This is a genomic window from Ramlibacter sp., assembly GCF_050250995.1.
GTDB lineage: Bacteria > Pseudomonadota > Gammaproteobacteria > Burkholderiales > Burkholderiaceae_C > Ramlibacter.
The window spans coordinates 1-23,662 of sequence record NZ_JBFWNP010000068.1 but is presented as its reverse complement, the minus strand read 5'-3'; the positions used below and the strand labels follow the sequence as shown (position 1 = coordinate 23,662).

22 protein-coding genes, 1 tRNA gene, 1 pseudogene and 1 riboswitch are annotated in these 23,662 nt (G+C 68.6%); of the genes and pseudogenes, 15 read left to right on the top strand and 9 right to left on the bottom strand.

The window, feature by feature from the left end:
* Position 1 precedes the first annotated feature (1 nt).
* The 7 genes from AB7E83_RS25920 to cysS all read right to left on the bottom strand — a co-directional run bounded on the left by AB7E83_RS25920 (position 2) and on the right by cysS (position 6,961).
* Positions 2-95, bottom strand: a tRNA-Ser gene (locus tag AB7E83_RS25920).
* A gap of 11 nt (positions 96-106) precedes the next feature.
* Positions 107-1,402: an aspartate kinase gene (locus AB7E83_RS25915; protein WP_428573990.1), complete on the bottom strand. Its 1,296-nt coding sequence runs from the start codon at positions 1,400-1,402 to the stop codon at positions 107-109.
* Positions 1,403-1,502: 100 nt separating this feature from the next.
* Entirely contained in the window at positions 1,503-2,456 is a 954-nt protein-coding gene (gene tilS, locus AB7E83_RS25910; protein WP_428573988.1) for a tRNA lysidine(34) synthetase TilS, read from the bottom strand.
* Positions 2,457-2,473: 17 nt separating this feature from the next.
* Positions 2,474-3,883, bottom strand: coding sequence for a hypothetical protein (locus tag AB7E83_RS25905; RefSeq protein WP_428573986.1), 1,410 nt, complete (start codon positions 3,881-3,883; stop codon positions 2,474-2,476).
* An 85-nt stretch (positions 3,884-3,968) separates the two neighbouring features.
* Entirely contained in the window at positions 3,969-4,946 is a 978-nt protein-coding gene (locus tag AB7E83_RS25900; protein ID WP_428573983.1) for an acetyl-CoA carboxylase carboxyltransferase subunit alpha, read from the bottom strand.
* The gene (locus AB7E83_RS25895; protein ID WP_428573981.1) at positions 4,947-5,582 is read right to left on the bottom strand and encodes a DNA-3-methyladenine glycosylase family protein; all 636 of its coding nucleotides are present in this window, start codon (positions 5,580-5,582) and stop codon (positions 4,947-4,949) included.
* On the bottom strand, positions 5,579-6,961 hold the full coding sequence (gene cysS, locus AB7E83_RS25890) for a cysteine--tRNA ligase (RefSeq protein WP_428573979.1): 1,383 nt from the start codon (positions 6,959-6,961) through the stop codon (positions 5,579-5,581). Before cysS ends, AB7E83_RS25895 begins: the two co-directional genes overlap by 4 nt.
* Positions 6,962-7,127: 166 nt before the next feature.
* Between cysS and AB7E83_RS25885 the strand changes: the two genes are divergently transcribed.
* The 6 genes from AB7E83_RS25885 (at position 7,128) to AB7E83_RS25860 (ending at position 12,239) form a co-directional block, all read left to right on the top strand.
* Positions 7,128-8,198, top strand: coding sequence for a L,D-transpeptidase Cds6 family protein (locus AB7E83_RS25885; RefSeq protein WP_428573977.1), 1,071 nt, complete (start codon positions 7,128-7,130; stop codon positions 8,196-8,198).
* 67 nt (positions 8,199-8,265) lie between these two features.
* A complete protein-coding gene (locus tag AB7E83_RS25880) occupies positions 8,266-9,516 on the top strand; it encodes a L,D-transpeptidase family protein (RefSeq protein WP_428573975.1) in 1,251 nt (416 codons plus the stop codon).
* Entirely contained in the window at positions 9,516-10,187 is a 672-nt protein-coding gene (locus tag AB7E83_RS25875; protein ID WP_428573973.1) for a peptidylprolyl isomerase, read from the top strand. Before AB7E83_RS25880 ends, AB7E83_RS25875 begins: the two co-directional genes overlap by 1 nt.
* A 20-nt stretch (positions 10,188-10,207) precedes the next feature.
* Complete coding sequence (locus AB7E83_RS25870) at positions 10,208-10,717, top strand: peptidylprolyl isomerase (RefSeq protein WP_428573971.1); 510 nt, start codon at positions 10,208-10,210, stop codon at positions 10,715-10,717.
* Positions 10,714-11,481 carry a UDP-2,3-diacylglucosamine diphosphatase gene (locus AB7E83_RS25865; protein ID WP_428573969.1) on the top strand — a complete coding sequence of 256 codons (768 nt, stop codon included), beginning with the start codon at positions 10,714-10,716 and terminating at the stop codon, positions 11,479-11,481. The genes AB7E83_RS25870 and AB7E83_RS25865 overlap by 4 nt, the downstream gene beginning before the upstream one ends.
* Positions 11,481-12,239 carry a zinc-dependent peptidase gene (locus tag AB7E83_RS25860; RefSeq protein ID WP_428573967.1) on the top strand — a complete coding sequence of 253 codons (759 nt, stop codon included), beginning with the start codon at positions 11,481-11,483 and terminating at the stop codon, positions 12,237-12,239. The genes AB7E83_RS25865 and AB7E83_RS25860 overlap by 1 nt, the downstream gene beginning before the upstream one ends.
* A gap of 108 nt (positions 12,240-12,347) precedes the next feature.
* Here AB7E83_RS25860 and AB7E83_RS25855 read toward each other — a convergent pair whose 3' ends face one another.
* The gene (locus AB7E83_RS25855) at positions 12,348-15,422 is read right to left on the bottom strand and encodes a DUF349 domain-containing protein (protein WP_428573965.1); all 3,075 of its coding nucleotides are present in this window, start codon (positions 15,420-15,422) and stop codon (positions 12,348-12,350) included.
* Between the two features lie 689 nt (positions 15,423-16,111).
* Between AB7E83_RS25855 and AB7E83_RS25850 the strand changes: the two genes are divergently transcribed.
* The 3 genes from AB7E83_RS25850 (at position 16,112) to nrdR (ending at position 18,851) form a co-directional block, all read left to right on the top strand.
* A complete protein-coding gene (locus AB7E83_RS25850; RefSeq protein ID WP_428573963.1) occupies positions 16,112-16,948 on the top strand; it encodes a lytic transglycosylase domain-containing protein in 837 nt (278 codons plus the stop codon).
* A gap of 34 nt (positions 16,949-16,982) precedes the next feature.
* Positions 16,983-17,103: riboswitch (ZMP/ZTP riboswitch) on the top strand.
* A 46-nt stretch (positions 17,104-17,149) separates the two neighbouring features.
* On the top strand, positions 17,150-18,394 hold the full coding sequence (gene glyA, locus AB7E83_RS25845; RefSeq protein ID WP_428573961.1) for a serine hydroxymethyltransferase: 1,245 nt from the start codon (positions 17,150-17,152) through the stop codon (positions 18,392-18,394).
* A 7-nt stretch (positions 18,395-18,401) separates the two neighbouring features.
* Positions 18,402-18,851, top strand: a complete 450-nt coding sequence (nrdR, locus tag AB7E83_RS25840; protein WP_428573959.1) for a transcriptional regulator NrdR — start codon at positions 18,402-18,404, stop codon at positions 18,849-18,851.
* A gap of 24 nt (positions 18,852-18,875) precedes the next feature.
* On the opposite strand, the gene AB7E83_RS25835 is transcribed toward nrdR, so the two are convergent.
* Entirely contained in the window at positions 18,876-19,463 is a 588-nt protein-coding gene (locus AB7E83_RS25835; protein WP_428573958.1) for a GspH/FimT family pseudopilin, read from the bottom strand.
* 134 nt (positions 19,464-19,597) lie between these two features.
* Between AB7E83_RS25835 and AB7E83_RS25830 the strand changes: the two genes are divergently transcribed.
* From AB7E83_RS25830 to AB7E83_RS25805, 6 genes and pseudogenes are all read left to right on the top strand, one after another.
* Positions 19,598-20,083 (top strand): type IV pilin protein, encoded by a 486-nt coding sequence (locus AB7E83_RS25830; RefSeq protein WP_428573957.1) that lies wholly within the window; start codon positions 19,598-19,600, stop codon positions 20,081-20,083.
* Entirely contained in the window at positions 20,077-20,685 is a 609-nt protein-coding gene (locus AB7E83_RS25825) for a GspH/FimT family pseudopilin (RefSeq protein WP_428573956.1), read from the top strand. The genes AB7E83_RS25830 and AB7E83_RS25825 overlap by 7 nt, the downstream gene beginning before the upstream one ends.
* Before the next feature lie 10 nt (positions 20,686-20,695).
* Positions 20,696-21,115, top strand: a complete 420-nt coding sequence (locus AB7E83_RS25820) for a type IV pilus modification PilV family protein (protein ID WP_428573954.1) — start codon at positions 20,696-20,698, stop codon at positions 21,113-21,115.
* Positions 21,090-22,262 (top strand): PilW family protein, encoded by a 1,173-nt coding sequence (locus tag AB7E83_RS25815; protein ID WP_428573952.1) that lies wholly within the window; start codon positions 21,090-21,092, stop codon positions 22,260-22,262. Before AB7E83_RS25820 ends, AB7E83_RS25815 begins: the two co-directional genes overlap by 26 nt.
* Positions 22,262-22,927, top strand: a complete 666-nt coding sequence (locus AB7E83_RS25810; RefSeq protein WP_428573950.1) for a pilus assembly PilX family protein — start codon at positions 22,262-22,264, stop codon at positions 22,925-22,927. Before AB7E83_RS25815 ends, AB7E83_RS25810 begins: the two co-directional genes overlap by 1 nt.
* 22 nt (positions 22,928-22,949) lie before the next feature.
* A pseudogene (locus AB7E83_RS25805) lies at positions 22,950-23,662 on the top strand (hypothetical protein); the annotation flags it as partial.

The window sequence follows — 23,662 nt, the reverse complement described above, 5'->3', positions numbered from 1 at the left end:
TTGGCGGAGCGACAGGGATTCGAACCCTGGATGCAGGTTTTTGCCCGCATACTCCCTTAGCAGGGGAGCACCTTCGGCCACTCGGTCACCGCTCCGTAGGGCGCAATTATGCCCGAACCTGGCCCTTCGCCGCGTCCTGCGCCGACTGGTCGAGGTCGAAGGCGCGATGCAGCGCGCGCACGGCCAGCTCCATGTACTTCTCGTCGATCACCACCGAGGTCTTGATCTCGGAGGTGGAGATCATCTGGATGTTGATGCCCTCGTCGGCCAGCACGCGGAACATCTTGCTCGCGATGCCCACATGGCTGCGCATGCCGATGCCGACGATCGACACCTTGCAGATGCGCGTGTCGCCTTCCAGCCGGTCCGTGCCCAGCTTCGGCAACACCTGCGTCTTGAGCACCTCGACCACGCGCGCGTAATCGTTGCGGTGGACCGTGAAGCTGAAGTCGGTGCGTCCGTCATGGCTCACGTTCTGGATGATGACGTCGACCTCGATGTTCGCGTCGGCCACCGCGCCGAGAATCTGCGACGCGATGCCGGGGGTGTCGGGCACGCCCAGGATGGAGACCTTCGCCTCGTCGCGGTTGAAAGCGATGCCGGATACGACGGCTTGTTCCATTTTCTCGTCTTCCTCAAAAGTGATCAGGGTGCCGGAGTCGGCCTCTTCCTCGATCGGAATGTCCCACGACGTGAAGCTCGACAGCACGCGCAGCGGCACCTTGTACTTGCCCGCGAACTCCACCGAGCGGATCTGCAGCACCTTGGAGCCCATCGACGCCATCTCGAGCATTTCCTCGAAGCTCACCGTGTGCAGGCGGCGCGCTTCGGGCACGACGCGCGGGTCGGTCGTGTAGACGCCGTCCACGTCGGTATAGATCAGGCACTCGGCCGCCTTCAGCGCGGCCGCGATGGCCACCGCCGAGGTGTCGCTGCCGCCACGGCCGAGCGTGGTGATGTTGTTGCCCTCGTCCACGCCCTGGAAGCCCGTGATGACGACCACCTTGCCGGCATCGAGGTCGGCGCGGACGCGCTTGTCGTCGATGGATTCGATGCGGGCCTTGGTGTACGCCGAGTTCGTGCGCACCGGCACCTGCCAGCCGGCATAGCTCACCGCCTCCACGCCCTCGGCCTGCAGCGCGATGGCGAGCAGGCCGACGGAGACCTGCTCGCCGGTGGAAGCGAGCATGTCGAGTTCGCGCTGCGTGGCGGCGCCGGTCTTCGCGGGCGAGAGCTCTTTCGCCAAGCCGAGGAGGCGGTTGGTTTCGCCGCTCATGGCGCTGGGCACCACCACCATCTGGTGGCCGGCCCGTGCCCACTTGGCGACGCGCTTGGCGACGTTGCGGATGCGCTCGGTGGAGCCCATCGACGTGCCGCCGTATTTGTGAACGATCAGTGCCATGGAAGGGATGCGTGCAGCGCCGGGGCGGGATTGCCTCGCGGCGCGGAAAACCCGGTATTTTATTGCATCGCAGCAACGTCGCTGCGGCGTGGGATTCGCGTCATTCCCGCGAAGGCGCGGGAACGACGAATCGCAGGACCGCGCCCTCTCGCTCGACCCTGCCGCTGGCGACCGCGATGCGGATGGAATGTCCGCGCGTGACGCATGCGGCGACCTGGTCGAGCAGCTCGGCCAGCTGCGCTTCGCTCGGGGACGCCGCATGCGCCGAACGCAGCCAGTGCCGCAGCACGTTGGCTTGCCGTTCGCGCGGCAGGCGCTGCAGGCCGTCGATGCTCATGCGGCCGTCCAGGGCGCGCAGGTCGTCCTCGGCAACGCTGCGCAGCACCTGTTGCGCCTGCGCGGCATGGCGCGCCGATCGCGCGAAGGTATCGCGAAACGACGGGAAGGCCGCTTCGAGCGCAGGCATCAGCGCGTGGCGAATGCGGTTGCGCGTGAACCGCGTATCGGCGTTCGTGGGATCGTCGACGAACTCGATGCCCTCGACCGCCAGCCACTCGCGGATCGCGCGCGCGGGCACCGCGAGCAACGGTCTTTCGAAGCGCATTCCGTGGCGCTCGAAGCTCGCCGGCATCGCGGCCAGTCCGGGCAGTCCCGCGCCGCGGCTCAAGGCGAGCAGCATCGTCTCGACCTGATCGTCGGCGTGCTGCGCGAGGAGCACCGTGCGCACGCCATGTCGAATGGCGAGATCGGCGAGCGCGAGATAACGCGCCTGCCGCGCCGCGTCCTCGGGGCTTTCTCCGCGCGCGTGCGATGCATCGAGGCGCGCGACGTGCAGCGGCACCGCGAGCCGATCGCAGGCGCGCCTGCAGTGCGCGAGGAAATCATCGGCCGCCGCCTGCAGGCCGTGATGCACATGGAGCGCCTGAACCTGTCCCGGCCATGAGCGCACCGCCGCGTGCAGCAGGCAGGTCGAGTCCGCGCCGCCGCTGAAGGCCACGGCCAGAGGCAGCGGGGGCGCCGCTTGCTCCATCGCGGTGCGAAGGTCGGGGCTCATGGCGGCGGTCAGGGGCACTAATCGAGAAGCGGGTCCCACGGCTGAGCGTCCACCTGCCCGGCGCCGCTGTCGTGAACGATGATTTCGCACGGCGGACAGGTGAGATGGTAGATGTTCGCGCCGCCGCCGTTGCCGCCGTTGCCACCGCTACGGCCCAACGGATACTCGCCGGTCAGCGCTTCGAGCATGGCATCGGGCCGCGGGCTCGTCACCTCCAGGGTGACACTGCGTCCCGGAATCTCCCAGGCCACGCGCACGTAAGCGAGATCCGGGAACAACCGGCCATGGACGCCGATCTCGATGAGCTCGCCCGCGCGCAGCCGGGCGATGCGCGCGCGCAGATCCGGCGGAACTCCCCGTTCGCTGCCGGGGACGGGAGGCGCGGGAAGCGCGAGCGCGAGATGCGCCCGATCGATGGGCTGTGCCGCCTCGCCACGACCCGCGCCGGTGCGGGCGATTCTGGGCGCCCGCGCGACGGCCAACGCGCGCAACGCCGCACCCTCGAAATCGTCGAGGCCGTCGGGAATGACATGCACGTCGCCGACGCTGATGACATCGTGCGCCGCGTTGATCGCGCGCTGCAAGTCGCTGTTCGCAATCCGCGAGGCACGGTGGGCATTCAGATGCGCTTGCAATTCCGTCGTGGTCCGGGGGCATCCCGGCGGGCTCAGCAGTGCCTGTTCGACCAGGGCCCAGGGGCCGCAAGCCATCGAGCGCCTCGGCCCCTGGCTGAACCGTGTCACCCACAGTCTGCCATCGGACCCTGCCTCGAAAAGGAGGCGCAAGCGCCTGTCGGAAGTGCTGTAGTCGATGGGCTGCGGCGCGGGGATGGGAGGGGTCGCCGACGCCTCGAACCGCCTGTCCGTCGACGGCGCAAGGCAATAACCCAGGGGCGCATATTGGATGACGTCGACACCGAGCCTCGCCAGCCTGCGGAGGTGCCGGTTCACGGAGGGCAATGCACCGGTGTACGTCGGGGTGCGCCCCGGGAAGTCGCTCAGGCAATCGAACTTCGTCCAGCCGGCATGCAGACCGGTGGAGAGAAGCGCGCGCAACATCGGCAACTCGACGCCGCAAATGCGTTGCTCCTCGCCTCGATGCTGAAGGCACCCCTGGATGCTGCCCTGCGGGCCCTCCTCCACCACCAGCCGATACCGGCCGTCGTCGCTCGCGAAAATGGACCCGGGGACAAGGTCCGCCGCTCCGCGCGCGCGTGCCGAGAATTCATGTTCGTCCGCCCGACCGATCTCGCCGGCGCCGATTGCGCGTGCGGACGATGCGTCCACGGCCCGCAACCAGGCGGCCTGCATCACGCCCGGCGAGAGCCCGGAGGCCGCGACGGCGGCGGGAACGGAGGCTGGCGAGTCATTGGCCGACAAGTGACCGGCCAGTGCGGTCGACCGGACAGCCCCTTCAAGTTGATTCATTCGAGCGCACCCAGACCATTCCGAAGTGCGCGATCGTAGATCCCAGCCCCGCGCGTCGAACCCATCCCGAGGTCTGGGATGAGGCTCAGCGAGCGTCGGCCTTGGTATCGGAGAACCGCCCGTAGCTCTGCAAGCGCTCGTAGCGGCGGTCCAGCAGCTCGCGCACCTTCAGGTCCGACACCTGGCGCCAGGCGTCGTTGAGCGCGCGCTTGAGAAACGCCGCCATCTGCTTGTGGTCGCGGTGCGCGCCGCCCACGGGCTCGTTCACGATCTTGTCGATGAGGCCCAGCGCCTTGAGCCGATGCGCCGTGATGCCCATCGCATCGGCGGCGTCCTGCGCCTTCTCGGACGTCTTCCACAAGATCGATGCGCAGCCTTCGGGGCTGATGACGGAGTAGATCGAGTACTGCAGCATCAGCACCTGATCGGCCACCGAGATCGCGAGCGCGCCGCCCGAGCCGCCCTCGCCGATGACGGTCGTGATGATCGGCACTTCGAGCTGCGCCATCTCGAAGATGTTGCGGCCGATGGCTTCCGACTGCCCGCGCTCCTCGGCGTCGATGCCCGGGTACGCGCCAGGGGTGTCCACGAAGGTGAAGACCGGCAGCTTGAACTTCTCGGCCGTCTTCATGAGCCGCAGCGCCTTGCGGTAGCCCTCGGGCCGGCTCATGCCGAAGTTGCGCAGCGCGCGCTCCTTGGTGTCGCGGCCCTTCTGGTGGCCGAGCACGACGCAGGGATGACCGTTGAAACGCGCGAGGCCGCCCACGATGGACTGGTCGTCGGCGAAGTGCCGGTCGCCATGGAGCTCGACGAAGCCGGTGAAGCATTCGTTGATGTAGTCCATGGTGTACGGCCGCTCGGGATGGCGCGCGATCTTGGTGATCTGCCACGGCGAGAGCTGGCCGTAGATGTCCTTGGTGAGCTGCTGGCTCTTTTTGCTGAGCTGGTCGATCTCCTCGGAGATGTCGACGGCCGACTCGGTCTGCACGTAGCGCAGCTCGTCGATCTTGGTCTCGAGCTCCGCGATGGGCTGCTCGAAATCGAGGAAGGTCTTCTTGGGCATCTAGTACTCCACGGGGAGTGGGTCGAGCGATCGCCAAATATACCAAGTGGCGACGCTGCAAAAGGGGCTCCAGGCAGCGGCGACTTCGCGGGCGTCGCTTCGGCTGACAGGATCGCCCGAAAAATAATTACGGCTGATGCCGGTGATGAGCCCGACGTCGTCCAGGGGCAGGACGTTGGGCCGCATCAGGTGAAAGATCAGGAACATCTCCGCCGTCCACCGGCCGATGCCGCGGATGCCCACGAGCTCGGCAATGATCTCCTCGTCGCCCATGCCGCGCCAGGCCTCGGCGTGGATCGCGCCGGAATCGAAGTGCAGGGCGAGGTCGACCAGGTATTCGATCTTGCGCGCGGACAGCCCCGCCGCGCGCATGTCGTCGACCTTGATCTTCAGCACGTTGGCCGGCGTCATCTTGCGCGGCAGTTTCGCGAAGCGGTCCCACACGCTTTGCGCGGCCTTCACCGAAATCTGCTGGCCGACGATGCTGCGCGCGAGCGTGGTGAACGCATCGCCGCGCGACTGCAGGCAGGCATTGCCGAACTGCGGAATGAGCCGCTTCATCACGCGGTCGCGCCGCGCGAGATGCTTGCAGGCTTCGGCCCAGTAGTCGGGCGTCGCGAGCGTCGTTTCGCTCACGAAGCCGCCTCCCAGGTCGTGCCCGCGGGACTGTCCTTCAACACGATGCCGGCGTCGAGCAGTTCCTTGCGGATGCGGTCGGCCTCCGGGAAATTCTTGGCCTGCTTGGCGGCGGCGCGCTCGTCGATGCGCTGGCGGATCGTGGCTTCGTCGAGCGTCGCCCCGGCGCGCAGGAACGCGCGCGGATCGCCCTGCAGGATGCCCAGCGTCGCGGCGAGCGACTTGAGGAGGCCCGTGACCTGCGGCGAGCGAGTGCGGTTCGCCTCCGCGGCGAGTTCGAACAGCACCGCCACCGCATCCGGCGTGCCGAAGTCGTTGTCCATCGCGCCCCTGAAACGCGCCGCGTGCGGCTCGTTCCAATCGAGCGCCACGTCGGCCGGCGGCACGGCATCGAGCGCCGTGTACAGCCGCTTCAGGGCGCCGCGCGCGTCTTCGAGGTGAACGTCGCTGTAGTTGAGCGGGCTGCGGTAGTGCGCGCGCAGGACGAAGAAGCGCAGCGTCTCGGCGTCGAACTTCGCGAGCACGTCGCGGATGGTGAAGAAGTTGCCGAGCGACTTCGACATCTTCTCGTTGTCGATGTTCAGGAAGCCGTTGTGCATCCACACCTTCGCGAGCGGCACGCCATTGGCGCCTTCGCTCTGCGCGATCTCGTTCTCGTGGTGCGGGAACTGCAGGTCGGCGCCGCCGCCGTGGATGTCGAAGGTCTCGCCGAGCAGGGCGCAGGACATCGCCGAACATTCGATGTGCCAGCCCGGACGGCCTCGCCCGTACGGGCTGTCCCACTGCGCATCGGCCGGCTCGGCGGGCTTGGCCGACTTCCACAGCACGAAGTCGAGGGGGTCCTGCTTGTCCTCGCTCGACTTGTTCGCCACGCGCTCGCTGATGTGAAGCTCGTCCAGGGATTTGCCGGAGAGCTTCCCGTAGCCGGGGAACTTGCGCACCGCGAAATTCACGTCGCGGTCGTCGGACTGGTAGGCAAGACCTTTGTCTTGCAGCTTCCGTACGATGTCGAGCATCTGCGGCACGTAGTCGGTGGCACGCGGGTCGTGCGTGGGACGCTCGATGCCCAGCGCGTCGAAGTCCTCGTACATCGAGGCGATCATGCGGTCGGTGAGCGCGCGCACGGTCTCGCCGTTCTCGACCGCGCGGCGGATGATCTTGTCCTCGATGTCGGTGATGTTGCGCACGAAGGTGACGGCGAAGCCGCTCGCCTTGAGCCAGCGCTGCACCACGTCGAACGCGATGTTGGAACGCGCATGGCCCATGTGGCAGTGGTCGTACACGGTGATGCCGCAGACGTACATGCGCACGTGTCCGGCTTCGAGCGGCGAAAACTCCTCCGTGGCACGCGTGAGCGTGTTGTAGATGCGCAGGGTCATGTCGGATCTGGGGCGCTGTAGTCGCGCAAGGACGGCACGCGCCGCGGATTCCCTCTTTTCGGTAGTTTGCCGGGATGCGTTGGCGCGACCCACGGCTACAATCCGGCGCAGTATATAGCCCCGCCAGGGGGCCGCCACGCCAATGCACAAGGATGCCCGCCACCGTATGACGACCGCCCGTTCCCCCCTGCCGAAGACGCTGCGGCTGCTTGCGCTCGCGGTCGCGATGTTCGGCGCTGCCGCGGCGCACGCCGACGAATACGGCGACGTGAACCAACTGCTGCGTTCGGGTCGCCACGCCGAGGCGCTGACCAAGGCCGACCAGTACCTCGCGGGCAAGCCCAAGGATCCGCAGATGCGCTTCCTCAAGGGCGTGATCCAGTCCGAGTCCGGCCGCGCGCCGGATGCGATCACCACGTTCACCCGGCTCACCGAGGACTTCCCCGAGCTCCCCGAGCCGTACAACAACCTGGCCGTGCTCTACGCGGGCCAGAGCCAGTTCGACAAGGCGCGCGCCGCGCTCGAGATGGCGATCCGAACCAACCCGAGCTACGCCACCGCGCACGAGAACCTGGGCGACGTCTACGCCAAGCTCGCGAGCCAGGCCTACAGCCGCGCGCTGCAGCTCGATTCGACCAACAGCGGCGTGCAACCCAAGCTCGCCCTGATTCGCGACCTCTTCACGCCGGGACCTAAGGGCTCGGTGCGCGCGACGGGGCCCGCCGTGGCCGCCGCGCCCGTCCCGCCGCCCGTACCGGCCGCGCGGCCCGCCGCACCGGCGCCCGCCGTGGCGGCAGCCGCGCCCGCAGCCGTGCCGGCACCCGTTCCCGCGCCGGGGGCCATTTCCCCCGCGCCCGTGCCGCCGGTCGCCGCACCTGCCGCCGCGAGCGCGGCGGGCGGCGCGAGCAAGGACGTCGAGTCCGCCGTGAACGCCTGGGCCGCCGCCTGGGCCGCGAAGGACATGAACGGCTACCTCGCCGCCTACGGCAAGGAGTTCGACCCGCCCGGCAAGATGTCGCGCAAGGCCTGGGAAGACGAGCGCCGCTCGCGCATCGTCGGCAAATCGCGCATTTCGGTGAAGCTCTCCGACATGCAGGTCTCCGTGAACGGCGACAAGGCGGTCGCGAAGTTCAGGCAGGCCTACTCCGCCGACTCGCTCAACGTGTCCAGCCGCAAGACGCTCGAGATGGTCCGCTCCGGCGGCCGCTGGCAGATCGTGCGCGAAAGCACCGGCTGACGGACGCGGGGAAAGCGTCCATGGTGCAACGGCCCTCCACTCGCGCCGCCGCACCCTGGCAACGGCGATGAAGAAGACCCTCCTGGCCCTCGTGACGTCGGTCGTCCTGGCGGCGCTTGCATCGGCGCCGGCCTTCGCGGCCTCGCACGGCAAGAAGAAGCAGCGCAAGGCGGCCGCGCAGGCGCAGCATCAGCCCGCCCCCGTGCGCGATGGCGAGGCCGAGGCGCGCCTGATCGAGATCTACCGCCTCATCGGCGCAGCCCAGTCCCGCCAGGCGCTCGCCAAGGCCGAGAAGCTGGTGCGCGACCACCCGAACTTCCAGCTCGCCCAGCTCGCGTACGGCGACCTGCTCAACGCACAGTCCCGGCCCGTGCGCGCATTCGGCGACGTTCCCGATTCGGTCGCGAAGACGGGCGCGCAGATGCTCACCGAACTGCGCGAGGAGTCGCAGCTTCGCATGCGGGCGCTGCGCGAACGGCCGCCCGCCGGCGCGATCCCGGCGCAGTTCCTGCAACTGTCGCCGCGCAACCGGCATGCGATCGCGGTCGACGCCTCGCGGGCGCGGCTTTATCTCTTCGAGAACACCGCGCAGGGCCTGAAGCTGCTGGCCGACTACTACATCTCGGTGGGCAAGCTCGGCATCGAGAAGTCGGTCGAAGGCGACCTGCGCACGCCGCTGGGTGTCTACTTCGTGACGAGCAACCTCGACCCGAAGTCGCTGAAGGACTTCTACGGCGCCGGCGCGTTGCCGATCAACTATCCCAATCCCTACGACGCCAAGCGCGGCAAGACGGGCAGCGGGATCTGGCTGCACGGCACGCCGCCCAACCAGTTCTCGCGCTCGCCGAAGGCCACCGACGGCTGCGTCGTCCTCGCCAACCCGGACCTGCTGCGCATCATCCGCACCGTCGAGGTCCGAACGACGCCGGTCGTCATCGCCCAGAACCTGCGCTGGGTGGCGCAGACCCACGCCGACCCCGAGGGCAAGCGCTTCGCGGACACGCTGCAGGCGTGGCGTGCCGCCAAGGGCACGGGCGACGTGAGTCGCGTGCTCGGCTTCTACACGCCCGACTTCTCCGGCAATGGCAAGACGCTCGCCGAATGGACGCCCGTGCTCAAGGGCGAACTCGATCGCGCACGCGGGCGCAACGTCCAGCTGAAGGACCTGTCCTACCTGCGCTGGACCGACAGCGCGGACACCATGGTGGTAACCTTCGGCGAGCTCGTCGAAGGCGCCCGCACGGGCGCGACGAAGCGACAGTACTGGGTGCGGCAGGGCACGCAGTGGAAGATATTCTTCGAAGGAGTGATCGGTTGATGACTGGATTGACGCGGCGCCTCGCGCTGGCCGCTTCGTGCGCCGCGATACTGGGCGCCACCGCCGCGCAGGCGCAGGACGCGCCCCGCGTGAAGCTCGCCACGACGATGGGCGACATCGTGGTGGAGGTGTATCCCGACAAGGCGCCCAAGACGGTCGCCAACTTCCTGCAGTACGTGCGCGACAAGCATTACGACGGCACCGTGTTCCACCGCGTGATCGACAACTTCATGATCCAGACCGGCGGCATGGACGAGAACATGGTCGAGCGCAAGACGCGCGCGCCGGTGCAGCACGAAGGCCGCGAGGCACTCGCCAAGGGCCTGAAGAACACCGTGGGCACGCTCGCGATGGCGCGCACCAACGACCCGCAGTCGGCCACCGCGCAGTTCTTCATCAACGTCAAGGACAACGCGTTCCTGGACCCGACCGCCATCCCCCCGGGCGACCCCGTGCCGAAGTTCGAGTACGGCGGACGCACCTACGAGAACGTCTCCCGCGCGCAGCTCGAGCGCGCGCCGCAGCTCTTCGGCTACACCGTCTTCGGCAAGGTCGTGAGCGGGATGGACGTCGTCAACAAGATCAAGAGCGTGCCCACGGGGCAGAAGGGCGCGCACGGCGACGTGCCGCGCACGCCGGTGTTCCTCACCTCGGCCACGCTCGTCAAATAACCGCCACCAGGAGCCCATCAATGGCGAACCCCAGAGTCGAACTGCACATCAACGATTACGGCGTCATCACGCTCGAGCTCGACGAGGCGAAGGCGCCGAAGTCCGTGGCGAACTTTCTTGCCTACGTGAAGAAGGGCCACTACGACAACACCGTCTTCCACCGCGTCATCAACGGCTTCATGGTCCAGGGCGGCGGCATGGAGCCCGGCATGAAGCAGAAGCCGACCGATGCTGCCGTCGAGAACGAGGCCAACAATGGCCTGAAGAACGACAACTACACGGTCGCCATGGCGCGCACGCAGGCGCCCCACTCGGCCACCGCGCAGTTCTTCATCAACGTCGCCAACAACGAGTTCCTCAACCACACCGCGCCCACGGCGCAGGGCTGGGGCTACGCGGTGTTCGGCAAGGTCGTCGAGGGCAAGGACATCGTCGACAGGATCAAGGGCGTGAAGACCGGCCGCAAGGGCTTCCACGACGACGTGCCCAACGAAGACGTGGTGATCGGCAAGGCCGTCGTCGTCGGTTGACGGCGGTGCAGCCCCCGGCGTTCGCGGAGCTGCACGCTCCGCCCGGCTGGGGCGCCGTCGATTTCATCTCCGACCTGCACCTCCAGCCCGGCGAGCCCGCCACCTTCGCCGCGTGGCGGCGTTTCATGGCGCAGTCGCCGGCCGACGCGATCGTCATCCTCGGCGACCTGTTCGAAGCCTGGGTGGGCGACGATGCCGCCGAGGCGCCCGGATTCGAGGCCGAATGCGCCGAGGTGCTGGCGGCGGCCGCCGCCCGCGCTCCGGTTTTCGTGATGCACGGCAACCGCGACTTCCTCGTCGGCGAGGGCCTGATGCAGCGGACCGGCGCACGACTGCTGCACGACCCCACCGTGCTTGCCTTCGGTTCGCGGCGCTGGCTGCTCACGCACGGCGACGCGCTCTGCATCGCCGACACCGACTACCAGGCGTTTCGTGCGCAGGTGCGCGACCCCGCATGGCGCGCCGGCTTCCTCGCCCGCGCGCTCGAGGAGCGGCGCACGATCGCGCGCGGCATGCGCGAGCACAGCGAGGCGCGCTCGCGCATGGCGACGGATCATGCCGACGTCGACGAGCCCACGGCCATGCAGTGGCTAAGTGCCGCGCAGGCCGACACGCTGATCCACGGTCACACGCACCGGCCGGCCGACCACGACATGCAGGACGGCTTGCGTCGCATCGTGCTGAGCGACTGGGACGCGGCTCGCGGTCGCATGGAGATTCTTCGCCTGACGAACGCGGGGGCGCAGCGCCTGCGCTGGCAGTGATGTTCGGCTGGCTTCGTCTGGGGCGACGTCCGAGCGCGCGCGAAATTCCCGATGCGCTGTGGAATCGCACGCTTGCCGCCTATCCCTTTCTCTCGAACGTCCGCGATGCCGCGCGACTGCGCGAACTCGCGGGGCAGTTCCTTGCGCAAAAGGAATTCCAGGGCGCGGGCGGCTTCGTCGTCGACGACGCGGTGGCCGTGGCCATTGCCGCGCAGGCCGTGCTGCCCGTCATGAATCTGGGACTGCGCTGGTACGACGATTTCGTCGGGATCGTGGTCCATGCGGATGAAGTCGTCGCGCGGCGCAGCTTCACCGACGAGAGCGGCGTGGTCCACGACTACGAAGAGGTGCTGGCCGGCGAGGCGATGGACCACGGTCCGGTGATGCTCAGCTGGCGGGACGTGGCCGAGGCGGGCGAATCCGCCGCGCAGGGCTACAACGTCGTCGTCCACGAATTCATCCACAAGATCGACATGCGCGACGGCGCGCCCGACGGCTGCCCGCCGATGCGCTCGCGCGCGGAGCGCGAGGCGTGGCTCGCGGTGATGCGGGCGGCGTACGAAGCGTTTCGGGAGAAGGTGATCGTGGCCGAGCGCTTCGGAGGCGAGGCGCCGTGGCTCGATGCCTATGGGGCCGAAGCGATCGACGAGTTCTTCGCGGTGGCGTGCGAGGCGTACTTCGTGAACCGTCCGCGTTTCGAGCGCGAGTTCGCGGCGCTGGCGAAGTTGTTCGACGGCTTCTTCGGGACGCAGGCGTGAATTGAATTCGGGAGCACTGGATTCCCGCCTTCGCGGGAATGACGGCGCGTATTCACCGCACGGCTCGTCATCCCCGCGCAGGCGGGGATCCGGGGCGTCCGATTCCTTTCAGCGCAGCAGCACCTTCAACGCGTTCTGCAGACGCCGCGCGAGCTGCGCGTCGTGCGCGCTCGCGAGCACCTTCGCCACATCCTGCCCCCACGTCTGGGCCGGACCCGGCTCGTTGCGGCGGGTGAGCAGCTGCAACTGATACTGGCGGCGCGCGCCAATCTGGTCGGCCGGCGTCGGCACGTCGGCGGCGATTTCCAGGCGCAGCAGCGCCTCGCCCGCGTCGCCCGAAGCCAACGCGCCCACTGCCTGGACCCACGCGCCGCGAACGGCGGGCGTGATCGCCTTGCCGATTTCCTGCAGCGATGGCATCTGTTCGGCCGAGCGCTTCTCCCAGGCCGCGAGCAGCTGCGTCACGGCCTCGCCGTGCGCCTGCGCGGCGAGCCGGCGCAAGGCCTGCTGCGCATGGTCCAGCGCGTCGCGTTGCGCGCGAAACGCGGCGTCGCCCAATCGCGGGCCGCGCTCTTCGCGCTCGCCGCCGAAGCGGCCCGAGTCGCGGCCGCCATCTCGGCCGAAACCGCCGCGGTCGCCGCCGCGGTCGCCACCCCGGTCGCCGCCGCGTCCCGGCGGGCCCTTGCGGTCGCCGAATTTGCCGCCGCGGCCCATCGGCGCGGGCTCGGCCTTCTTCATGCCCGGACGGTCGTCGCCGCGCACGGCCACGACCGGCTTGGGCGGCGCCTTGGGCGGCGGGGTCGGCGCAGGCGGCTCGGCCGCGGCTTCGCTTCCGGCGGAAGCGCCCTCGCCCGCCGCTTCGCTCGCAACCTCGCCCGACGGTGCGCCGTCCTGCGCCGCATCGACGTCCGCGCCCGCGGAAGCTGCGGCATCGGCAGCGCCCGGACCCGCCGCCGGACCGGCCGTAGCCGCCGTCTTGCCGGTCGCAGCGGCCGACGCAGCCGCGGCCGCGGTCTGACCGCGGATCGCCTGCTCCAGCGCCGTCATCGCCGCGCGAATCTTCTGCGCGTCGCCGCTCGACGTCGCGGCGTCGAGCGCCTTGGACGCCTCCAGCACCGCGCGATCGTGTTCACCCATCGCCGACGCGGCCTTGTCGCGCTCGGCGGTCTTGCGATTGAAGGCTTCGTCGATGGGATGACGGAACGCATCCCACAACTTCTGCTCCTGCTTGCGGTCGATCGGCACCGTCTGCGCTTCGGCCTGCCAGCGCTGCTGCAGCGAGCGCACGGCGTCGATGCGCAGCTGCGGCGCCTCGCCGAGCGCCTTCGCCTCGTCGATCATCGCGTTGCGGCGTTCGATACTCTGCTTCTGCGCGGCTTCGAGCGGCGCGGCGGCGGCGCCGATGGCGGCCTTCCACTGCGGCTGCAGCTCGGCAAATGCCTTTTCGCTCAGGTGCCCCGCGTCGCGCCACCGGTCCGAGAACTGATGGATGATTCGATTGAACCCCTTCCAGTCGCCGTCCTTCGCCTGCGGATTCTCCACGGCCCACGCCTTGACCTCCTCGAGCAGCGCCAGGCGTTTCGCCCGGTGCTCCGCCGCTTCGGACTTGATCTTGTCGAGCCACTCCTGCACGACCTTGTAGGCCTCGTTGCAGGCTTCGTCGAAGCGTTTCCACAGCGCGTGGTTGGGCGGGCCGCCCTGGTCGATCTGCTTCCACTGCTCGCGCAGCTGGCGCAGCATTTCCTGCATCTTGCGGCCGCCGTAGCGAGGCTTGAGCGCCGGGGCCGCCTTGGGCAGCTTGACCGTGCGCGGCGGACGGGGACGTTTCATCGGCGGATGCTCGCCGGCAGCGGGTGTCGCGGAATCGCCTTCCACGGCGGTCGGCGCTTCGGCCGTCTGGGCCGATGGGACCGTCTCGGCCGTCTCGGCTGTCACGGCTGTCACGGCTGTCACGGCAGGTTCGACAGTCTCTGCCGTCACCGCTGTTTCTGGCGTGGCAGCGGGTTCGACAGTCTCTGCCGTCTCTGCTGTCTCGGTCGTCTCCGCCGTCTTTGTCGATGCAACGACTTCGCCCTCGGCCACCGGCTCGGGCGTCTGCGGCGTCGCGCGCTCGAACAGCGCCTCCGCCTTCGCCACGAGTTCCTGGCGCAGCTGGTCCGCCCGCCAGCGCTGCCAGCCTTCGAGCTCGCCCGCCGCCGCGATGGCCGCATGCGCCTGCTGCTCGAGCTTGTCGTCGAGGTGGCGGCCATGCTCCTTCAGGGCGTTGCGCAAGGCAGCCGCGGCGCCGGCGCTCGCCTTGCCGTGCCCTTCGCCGATTTCCTGCTCGAGCTTCGCGAGCACGGCGGCCACGGTCTCGTTGGCCTTCGCGCGAACTTCCGGGTCGATGCGCGGCTTCGCCGGCTTCGCGGCCGGCACGGGCTCCACCGGGATACCGCGGGCGACCCGCAATTCGTCCGCCCAGACGGGCACGGGCGGCAGCGGCGCGGTCGCATCGTCCGCGGCAGCGATCGCCTGCGCGAGCGCGTTCTGGAACGCATCCCACACCACCTGCAGCTGCCCGCGCGAGGCATCGAGCAGCGGCGGAAAGCGGTTGTCGACGCTGGCCCAGTTCGGATCGCCCTCGAGCGAGCGCGCCTGCGTCTGCCACTCGGGCACGTCGGCCAGCAGGGACTCGGCCGCGGCCTGCGCGTCGCGCCACGACTTGGTGGACAGCACTTCGATGCGCTGCGCGAGCAGCACCGCCGCCTCGCGCTGCACCTGCACGCGATGCTGCAGGTCCTCGATGCCCTTCACGCGCTCGACGAGCTGTGCCTTGAGGCCGGCGAGCGGCTCGCGGCTGAGCGGCGCCCCGGCCTTCGCGGCATCGCGCTGCCAGCCCAGGGCATCGGCCATGTTGAGGCGCGGCTGCCCCAGCAGGCCCTGCGCCTTCTCGGCCCATTCGGCGGCGATGGCCTCCTGGCCGCGCGCGCGCTTGAGTTCGTCGAGCTTCTCACGCAGCGGGCGGGCCGCGCCCTTGTCGCGTCCGCTCAATTCGCGGAACACCTCCTGCATCTGCTCGTGGCTCGGATTCGTGGCGAGCCAGTCGCGCACGCGCGCGGCGCGCTCGCCGGAAGTGGGCGCCGTGAAGGCGCCGCCGGTCAGCGCGTCCAGCGCCTGGGTGTCGTGGGTTTTTTGGGTGCTCAAGGCTCTGGCTGCAACGTTTGATTCGAAAACAAGCCCCCGCGCGGGCGGAGGCAAGGCCGCTATTCTCGCCGTGAACGGGGATCGTGCGAAATTCGCGAAAGAGAAAGCCCGGCCGGGCCTCTCTCGCCACCCGCCGGGCTGGACGGCTGGCAGGGTGCCACGCCGTCTGGGTTCGCGGCAAGGAGAACGTTCGTCCTTGGCCGCGCGGAAGCAAAGATTGCTTCCAGTCTGGGCCGGGGCTGCCACCGAAATGGCCCTACCGGCTGATGCCCGATCGCTCGGACCTCTCCAAATTAGGTGAGCTTCCCGAAGTTTTCCAATCCGCTTTTTCAATGGCCGCGGCCGCTACGATTTGGCTAGCACCCCGTCGCCGCTCGTCACCCTGTCAGGCGCGTCCGACATCCGGGCGGGACTTTCGCCGACCGCGTCGCGGCTGAGCCTCCGGCCCAATAAACTCTTCCATATGCCGAACTCATCCATTTGAGTCAGCTTCTTATTCTTGACCTCGTATTTGGACGACTCCTAGAATCCGCCGTCCCGGACATCGATGGCCGGGACCCTCTTCCAATACCGCTGCCGATGCCGGCGATCACGCCAGGCAGACGCCGTTCCCCAATCCCGATGCGGTGCCGCCCGCCCAGTGCCTCACGGCATGACATGTACGGCGCCGCGCGTTGAAAGGAAGTGCCATGACAGTGTTGGCAAGCATGGTCCGAGCGATGCGCGTCTTCGCCGCCGATGTCGCCCAGGGCTTTTTCGAGATCACGCACAACGGTTTCGCGTTCGTGGGCCTCGGCGTCGCGTTCGCGGCCTTCACCCTCACCGCCCGGCCCGACCTGCGCCAGGCGAGCGAGGCGCGTCTCGTCGGCTGGCTGCAGGCCCGCCAGACCGCCGCGCTCGGCCTCGTGCCGGAGCTCGACGCCAGCGACCGCGCGACGGCGCTGAATCCCAAGGACCTGCCCAAGCAACAGGCCGCCGTGGCGTTCTGGCTCAGCAAGAAGTACCGCGTCGCGCCCGAACCCTTGTCCGCCCTGGTGGCCGAGGCCTATGAAATCGGCGCGCGCACCAAGCTCGATCCCACGCTGATCCTCGCGATCATGGCCGTCGAATCGGGCTTCAACCCCTTCGCCCAGAGTCCCGTCGGCGCCCAGGGCCTGATGCAGGTCATGACCGGCATCCACAGCGACAAGTACGAGAGCTTCGGCGGCAAGCTCGCCGCCTTCGACCCGGTGAGCAACCTGCGCGTCGGCGTGAAGGTGCTGCAGGAATGCATCCAGCGCGCCGGCTCCGTGCAGGCCGGCCTGAAGTTCTACGTGGGCGCCGCGAACATCGGCGACGATGGCGGCTATGCCGACAAGGTGCTGGCCGAGCACGGCCGCCTGCAGCAGGTCGCCAGCGGCCGCGCCGTGCCGCTCTTCGTGCCCGCGCCCGCGCAGCCCCTGCGGACCCTTGCCCCCGCCCAGCCGATCGAGCCGCCGACCATCAAGCTCGACGAAGAGAAGATCGCCTCCGCGGTCGTGAGCTGAGGCCGGGCGCCGCCGTGCGGCGGTCGGTTAGACTGGCGAGGTACGCAACTGGCGATAGGCGCGGCCCGCGGGCACGCGCTGACGTGGGCCACCACTTGGGAGCGTACCGCCGGCCACGCGCGCCGGTGTTTCCGCCGTTCGCCTGGGCAGCCCTTGTTCGCTCGCGCACAAGGTCCACGTCTGAATGGGACTGCCGCCGCCATGTACCAACGCAACATCCTCGTCGAACAAACCGACCCCGAACTCTTCGCCGCCATCCAGGCCGAGAACCGCCGCCAGGAAGAGCACATCGAGCTCATCGCGAGCGAGAACTACGCCTCGCCGGCCGTGATGGCCGCCCAGGGCACCCAGCTCACCAACAAGTACGCCGAGGGCTACCCCGGCAAGCGCTACTACGGCGGCTGCGAACACGTCGACGTGGCCGAGACGCTGGCACTGGACCGCATCAAGCAGCTCTTCGGCGCGCAGGCCGCCAACGTGCAGCCGCACTCCGGCGCGCAGGCCAACGAAGCCGTGTTCCTGGCCTTCCTCAAGCCCGGCGACACGATCATGGGCATGAGCCTGGCCGAAGGCGGCCACCTCACGCACGGCATGCCGCTCAACATGAGCGGCAAGTGGTTCAACGTCGTGAGCTACGGCCTCGATGCGCAGGAAGCCATCGACTACGACGCGATGGAGCGCAAGGCGCACGAGCAGAAGCCGAAGATGATCATCGCGGGCGCGTCCGCCTATGCGCTGCGCATCGACTTCGAGCGCTTCGCGAAGGTGGCGAAGGACGTCGGCGCGATCTTCATGGTCGACATGGCGCACTACGCCGGCCTCATCGCGGCGGGCGTCTACCCCAACCCGGTGCCGCATGCCGACGTCGTGACGTCCACCACGCACAAGAGCCTGCGCGGCCCGCGCGGCGGCTTCATCCTCATGAAGCCGGAGCACGAGAAGGCGATCAACAGCGCGGTCTTCCCCGGCCTGCAGGGCGGCCCGCTCATGCACGTGATCGCCGCGAAGGCCGTCGCCTTCAAGGAAGCGCTGCAGCCCGAGTTCAAGACCTACCAGCAGCAGGTCGTGAAGAATGCCCAGGTGGTGGCCGAGACGCTGGTCGAGCGGGGCCTGCGCATCGTGAGCGGCCGCACCGAGAGCCACGTGATGCTCGTCGACCTGCGCGCCAAGGGCATCACCGGCAAGGAGGCCGAGGCGGTGCTGGGCGATGCGCACATGACGATCAACAAGAACGCCATTCCCAACGACCCCGAGAAGCCGATGGTGACGAGCGGCGTGCGCATCGGCACGCCCGCGCTCACCACGCGCGGGTTCAAGGAAGAGGAAGCGCGGATGACGGCGAACCTCGTGGCGGACGTGCTGGACAAGCCGCGCGATGCGGCCAACATCGCCGCCGTCCGCGAAAAGGTCAACGCGCTCACCCGCCGCTTCCCCGTCTACAAGTGATCCGACGATGAAGTGCCCCTTCTGCGGCAATGCCGACACCCAGGTGGTGGAGACGCGCATGGCCGAGGACGGGGACTTCATCCGCCGCCGCCGCCAGTGCGGCGCGTGCGAGAAGCGCTTCACGACCTACGAGCGGCCGGACGTCACGTTCCCGAACGTTGTCAAGAAGGACGGCCGGCGCATCGAATACGACCGCGCCAAGCTGCTCGCTTCGATGAGCCTCGCGCTGCGCAAGCGGCCCGTCTCCACCGAGCAGATCGACGCCGCCGTCGAGCGCATGGAGGAAAAGCTGCTCAACCTCGGCGTGCGCGAGCTGCCCAGCTCGCGCATCGGCGAGCTCGTGATGCGCGAGCTGAAGAAGCTCGACAAGGTCGCCTACGTTCGCTTCGCGAGCGTGTACCGCAGCTTCGAGGACGTCGACGAATTCAAGACGGTGGTGGACGAGATCCGGCGCTGAGGCCGCCACCGACGGCGCCGAACCTCACGGGCAGGCCGGCAGCACGGCCTTCTGCACCCGTGGCCGCCCTCCCGAGTTCACGACAACCTGGCGCGCCTCGGAGCGTCCGGCGGATGCGTGGCACACCGTGATGGTTCCGGCCTGAAACGCACCGGAGCCCGAATGCCGGCTCCGCCCGTCCGGCGCAAAGGAGACGTAATCCTCCACCGTGCCGTTGCCGCGAATCCGCGTGCCGGTTGCGAACGGCTGCTGCAGCGACAGGGCCGGTTCGTCCGGGTCCCGCCGGCTGTTGTCGTTCGCGTCCTGGAAGACGATGCCCCCCTGCTCCCAGCCGCCCGCGACCGCGCAGGTCGCACCGTCCGCCGATTTGCAGTAGACGACCCGCATGTTGCGGGCAACGGCTTCGCCGCGGGCACGGTTCAGGTTCGCAACGACGGAGTCCGTCGCGGCCGAGAGCCGTACGGAAGCGATGACCTCGCCCAGCGCCGAACCGCCGATTGCCAGCACGCCGCCCAGCACCGCGAGCGCGACCAGCATTTCCACGAGGGTGAGGCCGCTTTGCAAGAAATGAAGAAGTTGGGCCGCACCACGAGTGCATTCGTTTTCATTCATGGGCCGCGATCATGCCACGGCCCCGGACCGTTTCGCCGCCCGTCGCGGGCACCGCTCCGGCCGGCGGGGCTGGTGCCGCGCCAGGCAGCGCCGGCCCTACGATCCTCGGCACCAACAACCGGAGGGATCCCATCTTGAAGCCGCACGACCGCCATCGCCATCGCCGCCGCCCCCGCCGACCGAACGGTGCGGCCGGCTTCACCCTGATCGAGATCATGATCACGGTGGCGATCCTGGGCATCCTCGCATCCATCGCCTTGCCGAGCTACCGGGACTACATTCGCCGCGGCCAGTTGCCCGAGGCGTTCGGCGCCATGGGGGACTACCGGCTCAAGATGGAGCAGTACTTCCAGGACTACCGCAACTACGGCACGGGCGGGCTGTGCGCCAACGGGGCGAATGCGCCGAGCTGGAACACCTTCGTGCCCAGCGGCACGCCGAAGTTCACCTACGCCTGCACGAGCACGGCCACCGGCTACACGCTCACGGCCACGGGAAGCGGTGGCCAGGCGGTGGGCCACGTGTACACCATCAACGAAGCCAACGTGCAGCGCACCACGACGTTCAAGGGCGCGAGCGTGTCCAAGAACTGCTGGCTCGTCCGGGGCACCGAGTGCTGATTCGCCTTCGCCGGGGCCAGCGCGGCTTCAACCTCGTCGAGGTGATGGTCGTGGTTGCCGTCCTCGGCATGGTCCTGGCCGTCGCGGCCCCGAACATGGCGGACATGATCCGGGGCGCGACGGTCCGCGCAGTGTCCGAGGGCGTGCAGACCGGCCTGCACAAGGCGCGCGCCGAGGCGCTGAAGCGCAACCAGGTCGTCACGTTCTGGCTCGTCTCTCCCGCCGACGCCACCGCGCTCGACGCCTCCTGCGCGCTGGCATCGAATTCCGCGTCCTGGGTCGTGAGCCAGGACAACCCCGCCGGCAAGTGCGGCGTCGACCCTTCCGCCACGACGGACCCGCGCATCGTCGACCGGCTCGGCGCCGGCTCCACGGCGGGGAGTCTCACCGTCGAGGCGGCCAATGCCGCGGGCAATGCAGCGACCTCGGTGAGCTTCAACGGCTTCGGACAGACCGTCAACACCGGCTCGCAGATCGTCCGCATCGACATCCAGCATACCGACGCCACCGCGCGCCGCCTGCGCATCCAGGTCAGCACCAGCGGCGCGATCCGCCTGTGCGACCGGGACGTGGCCAGCGGCGACCCGCGGGCGTGCATCTGAAGGGTATTTCATGAAGCGCAGACCGCCCCCCCCGAAACGCGCCGCGCGCGGCATCGCGCTCATCGAAGTGCTGGTGGGCATCCTCATCTTCAGCATCGGCATCCTCGGACTGATCGGCCTGCAGACCGCGATGACCCGCGCGCAGGGCACTTCGAAGATGCGCTCGGAAGCGGCGCTCGCGGCCAACGAGATCGTGGGCGCACTCTGGGCGGACCGCGCGAACATGGCCCTGTACACCAACACAGGCGGCTCCTCCACCTGCGCCAGCACGCCGCGCTGCGACGAGTGGGTGAAAAAGGTCGCGGCCCGGCTGCCGGGCGGCGTCGGCACGATCACCACCACGGCCGACGGCACGGTCACCGTATCCGTCAGCTGGGTCACCAGCGCCGAAGGGACGCACACCTATGCAACGCTCACCACGATTCGCTGAAGCCCGCGCCGAACGCGGCTTCAGCCTGATCGAGCTGATGGTCGGCCTCGCGATCGGCCTGTTCGCCACGCTCGCCGTCACGCAGATCCTCGTGATGTCCGAGGGCCAGAAGCGCGCGACCGCCACCGGCGCCGATGCGCAGGTCAATGGCGCGCTCGCCCTCAATCACCTGCAGCGCGTCATCGCGCAGGCCGGCTACGGGTTCGCCGCCGCCCCCGCGCTGCTGGGCTGCACGGTGTCGGCGGTCTTCAACGGCATCAACTACACCTCGCTGCCGCCCTTTCTCGAGCCCATCCGCATCACCAACGGGGCGGACGCCATGCCCGACACCATCCGGATCTTCAGCAGCGGGAAGACCTCCTTCTCGGTGCCGCTGCGCGTCCTGGCTCCGGGCTACGTTCCGGGCAACACCGCCTTCCCGGTGGCGAGCGTGCGCAGCGTCGAAGGCCCCCGCGTCGACGCCACGGGCACCCCGGTTTCGCCGGGCGACCTGATGATCGCCGGCACATACACGCTGACGCCGACGCCCACCCCCACCGGCACCGCGTGCGAGGTGTTCCAGGTCACCTCCGACCCGACCACCACCGTGACGGTCAATCGCGCCAACGACGCCACCAAGTGGAACGCGGTCAACCGGCCCTCCGGCACCTATCCCGCGGATGCCCTGCTCGTGAACATGGGTCAACCCGTCGACATGACCTTCAGCATCGTGAACCAGGTGACCAATCCCGCGCTGGCGGTCCGAACGCTGCGGCTCGCGGCGGACTCCACGCCGACCTACGACGGCCCGGTCGAGCTGTTCCCCAACGTCGTGAGCATCCAGGCGCTGTACGGCAAGGACACGAATGCCGACGGCGCGGTCGACCTCTGGGACAACACCACGCCGACCACGCCCGCAGGCTGGCAGACACTGGTGGCCGTGCGCCTGGCCGTGCTCGCGCGGAGCTCGCAGCTGGAGCGCGAGAACATCACGACCGCCCACCCCCAGTGGGACGTCGGCTCGTCGGTGACGGTCACCGGCTCGGCCGCCTGCAGCGGGAGCCAATGCCTGGAGTTCAAGGTCAGCCACCTGAGCGACTGGCGGCGCTATCGCTACCAGATCTTCGAGACCACCGTGCCGCTGCGCAACATGCTGTGGAACAACTGATGACGAACGCCACCCCCTGCGTCCCCCGGCGCGCGTCTCAGCGCGGCGTCTCCCTGATTTTCTCGCTGCTCGCGCTCGTGATCCTCGCCTTCGGCGCGGTGGCGCTGATGCGCTCGGTCGACACCGGCACCATGATCGTCGGCAACCTCGCCTTCAAGCAGGACGCGGTGAGCGCGAGTTCCTCCGGCGCCGAGCAGGCGATCAACTGGCTCACGAACAATCTCGGCGGCGGGACGCTCAACGCGGACGACCCGGCCAACGGATACTACGCATCGGCGCGCGACCGGCTCGACGTGAGCGGCAACAAGACCAGCGCCAACGACAAGCGCCCCGTCATCAACTGGACCGGCAACTGCCAGGGCCTGAGCGCCTCCGTCTACGACCTCTGCGAAGTGACGCCGCGCACGGGCACGAACGTCAACGGCAACCAGGTGCGCTGGGTGATCACAAGACTGTGCGACACCGTGGGCGTCCCGACCGGCAGCAACAACTGCCTGCGGCCGGCCGTTTCATCGGGCGCCAACGAGCCTGCCGACCGGCGCGGACCCCGAGGCGGCGGGGCCCGGATCCGCGGCAACCTCGCGAGCCCCTACTACCGAATCATCGTGCGCGTCGACGGTCCTCGCAACACCGTTGCCTACACCGAGACGCTCATTCACTACTGAACCGATTGACCCGAGGCCTCCCATGACCAGCGCCATATCCTCCACACGCCGCACCTGGGCCGGCGTCGCCTGCACGATGCTCCTCGCGGCGCTGCCCATCGGCTCGGTCCTCGCGGCTGCGACGGATCTCGCCAACGCCCCGCTCTTCACGTCGTCGGCGAGCAGCATCAAGCCGAACATCATGTTCATCCTCGACGACTCGGGGTCGATGGCGCGCGACTACATGCCCGACGTCGCCAATTTCGACGACTCGAAATACGGATCCCGGGCGGCGCAATGCAATGGCCTGGCCTTCAACCCGAACGTCGTCTACACGCCCCCGGTCAATTCGAGCGGGGTCTCCCTGGGCAACGCGAGCACGACGGCCCTCATCGCCGACCCGATCACGCAGACGCAGGCGACCAAGCGCACCATCAACGCCATCACGATGCCCGCCTCGGCATCGGGATCGATCACGGTCCGGATCAACCCGCTCAACAACGCGAAATCCAGCTGGTACAAGGACGACACCAAGGTCACGATCTATCAGAGCGGCGACCCCAACCGGTGGATTTCCGGCAAGGTCACGGACTGGTCCCGCAGCACCGGAAACCTCACGATCAGCCTGTCCGGCGGCGCGGTCGTCGGCAGCGGCACGATGGGCACGCCCATCGTCGGCTACGGCTGGGTGACGCAGACGGACTACTACGTCTACACCGGCTCGCAGACGCGACTGGACTACACGTACAACTCGAG